The organism is Hyphomonas sp., from assembly GCF_041689225.1.
In the GTDB taxonomy this organism is placed as follows: domain Bacteria; phylum Pseudomonadota; class Alphaproteobacteria; order Caulobacterales; family Hyphomonadaceae; genus Hyphomonas.
Genome location: NZ_JBDNGN010000065.1, coordinates 1 through 2,648 on the forward strand (window position 1 = coordinate 1; position 2,648 = coordinate 2,648).

2 protein-coding genes are annotated in these 2,648 nt (G+C 63.1%); both read left to right on the plus strand.

What is annotated here, in order from left to right; all coding sequences use genetic code 11:
• Positions 1–222: 222 nt before the first annotated feature.
• The gene (gene istA / locus ACESNB_RS05795; RefSeq protein ID WP_373005191.1) at positions 223–1,707 is read left to right on the plus strand and encodes an IS21 family transposase; all 1,485 of its coding nucleotides are present in this window, start codon (positions 223–225) and stop codon (positions 1,705–1,707) included.
• The gene (istB, locus tag ACESNB_RS05800; protein ID WP_373005188.1) at positions 1,704–2,519 is read left to right on the plus strand and encodes an IS21-like element helper ATPase IstB; all 816 of its coding nucleotides are present in this window, start codon (positions 1,704–1,706) and stop codon (positions 2,517–2,519) included. Before istA ends, istB begins: the two co-directional genes overlap by 4 nt.
• The last annotated feature ends 129 nt before the right edge of the window (positions 2,520–2,648 follow it).

Genomic DNA, 2,648 nt, shown 5'->3' on the forward strand with positions numbered 1-2,648 from the left:
TGCGGCGCGACAATCAAAGTGAGAGCGCAGCGTCAATCTGGATGAGAATGACGGCGGATTGGAACGTAGAGAGGGCGTAGCCCGACTGGAGTTTCAATCCGCCGTCGGCTCGTTCCTTTCGGGGTTCGTTTGTTTGGTGTTTGCGGTCGACCGGGTAAGCCTGTGGTTTTTCCGACTTGGAGGAATCACTTTGTGCCCGGTCGCCACGTAACCGATCACCAGATGAGGCTTTTCATGAAGTTCCGTCAGACCAACATTACGGCCGTCGCGGCGGCGAAGGCGTCGATCAGCACAGCCACGGCCTATCGCCTCGAGAAGGATTCGAGGCTGCCCTCGCAGAAGAAGGCGCCACGAGGAAGCAGACGGTCGGATCCACTTGCCGATATTTTTGACGCCGAGGTCGTGCCGTTGCTGGAGGCCGCGCCCGGCATTCGCCCCGTTGCGATCTTCGAGGAGACGATGCGGCGGCATCCCGAACTTGGCGATGGCGTTCGCCGGACGCTGGAACGCCGCATCCGCTCATGGCGCGCCATCCATGGAGAGGAGCAGGAGGTCATTTTCCGGCAGGTGCACGAGCCCGGCCGCCTCGGCCTGTCGGATTTCACAGACATGGGCAGCGCCGGCGTCACGATCGCCGGTCAGCCTCTCGATCATCGGCTTTATCATTTCCGGCTCGCCTATTCCGGCTTCGAGCATGCTCATGTCGTGCTCGGCGGCGAGAGCTTCGTCGCCCTGGCGGAAGGCCTGCAGAACGCCCTGTGGTCCCTCGGCGGGATTCCTCGCGAGCATCGCAGCGACAGCCTGTCGGCGGCTTTCCGCAATCTCGATCACGATGCCCGGCAGGACCTGACGCGCCGCTACGAGGACCTGTGCGGCCACTATGGCATGACGCCGACCCGCAACAATGCCGGCATCGCGCATGAGAACGGTTCCATCGAAGGGCCGCACGGGCATCTCAAGCGGGCCATCAATGACGCGCTGCTGATGAGAGGTTCGAGCGATTTCGACGATCTGGCCGCCTATCGCCGCTTCGTCGATGAGATCGTCAGCCGCTGCAATGCCCGCAATTCCAAGCGCGTCGACATCGAGCGCGCCGAGCTCCAGGAACTGCCCGTCCGGCGCACATCCGACTACGAGGAGGTCACCGTGCGCGTCACGTCATCGGGCGGCTTCACGCTGCGCAAGGTGTTCTATACCGTGCCCTCGCGCCTGATCGGTCATCGGCTCAGGGCACGCCTTTTCGACGACCGGCTGGACGTCTTCATCGGCGGCACGCAACTCATGTCGCTGCCGCGCGGACGTGCATCTTCATCTGGCAAGCACGGCCAGGTGGTCAACTACCGGCATGTCATCCATTCGCTGCGCCGCAAGCCGATGGCGCTCCTCAATCTCGTCTATCGCGACCAGCTCTTCCCGCGTGAGGCATACCGGCGAACCTTCCACATGCTCCTGGAGCAATTGCCAGAGCGGCAGGCCTGCCGCGTCATGGTCGATCTCCTCGCCATGGCGCACGAGCGCGGCTGCGAGAGCGAACTGGCCGACCAGCTTGCCGCCTGTCTTGAGGCGGGGCGACTGCCAGACATGGGGGATCTTCGAGCACGTTTCGCCCCCGATCCCTCCCGGCTGCCGAATGTCGTCGTGCGCCTTGCGTCCCTCAACGCCTATGAAGCCCTGATCGGCGCCAGCCTGACAGGAGACGCGGCATGAAGACCAACCCTGCTGTCGATGCCGCAAGGCTGAGCTTGCTCCTCAACGAACTGCGCCTGCCGGCCATCAAGGTCATGTGGGCGCAATTCGCCGAACAGGCCGACAAGGAAGGATGGCCCGCCGCCCGATTCCTGGCCGCGATGGCCGAACACGAACTCGCCGAACGAGATCGCCGTCGCATCGAGCGCCATCTCGCCGAGGCCCGCCTCCTGCCGGGAAAGACCCTCGACACATTCGCGTTCGAGACGGTGCCGATGATCTCGAAGGCCCAGGTGATGGCCATCACCGCCGGAGACACCTGGCTGGAGAAGGGCGCCAATTTGCTTCTGTTCGGCCCGCCTGGCGCCGGAAAGAGTCATCTGGCCTCGGCCATCGGTCTCGCCCTCATCGAGAACGGCTGGAGGGTTCTCTTTACCCGCACAACCGACCTCGTTCAGAAGCTTCAGATCGCGCGCCGCGAACTCGGCCTCGAAGCCGCTATCAGCCGCCTCGACCGCTTCCACCTGCTGATCCTCGACGACCTCGCTTACGTCACCAAGGACCAGGCCGAGACCAGTGTGCTGTTCGAACTCATCAGCGCCCGATACGAGCGGCGCTCGATGCTCATCACCGCCAATCAGCCATTCGGGGAATGGGGAAAGGTTTTCCCCGATCCCGCAATGACGCTCGCCGCGGTCGACCGCCTCGTTCATCACGCAACGATCTTCGAGATGAATGTCGAAAGCTACAGGCGGCGAGAGGCCATGGAGCAAAAGCGTGGCCCCGGACGGCCAGCGTCATATGCGACGCCCGCCAATATCGCACCTGATTGACGCGCCGCGACAATCAAACCAACAAAGACTCTTGCGCGCGATAATCATTGCCGCGATCATCATCACCGCCGCGACACCAGGTTCTCATCCAGATTGTCGCGCGCCTCTCATCCAGATTGTCGCGCCACA

Excerpts from the sequence above, each read along its gene's own strand:
- istA (WP_373005191.1), top strand. The coding sequence starts at position 223 with ATGAGGCTTTTCATGAAGTTCCGTCAGACCAACATTACGGCCGTCGCG.
- istB (WP_373005188.1), top strand. The coding sequence starts at position 1,704 with ATGAAGACCAACCCTGCTGTCGATGCCGCAAGGCTGAGCTTGCTCCTC.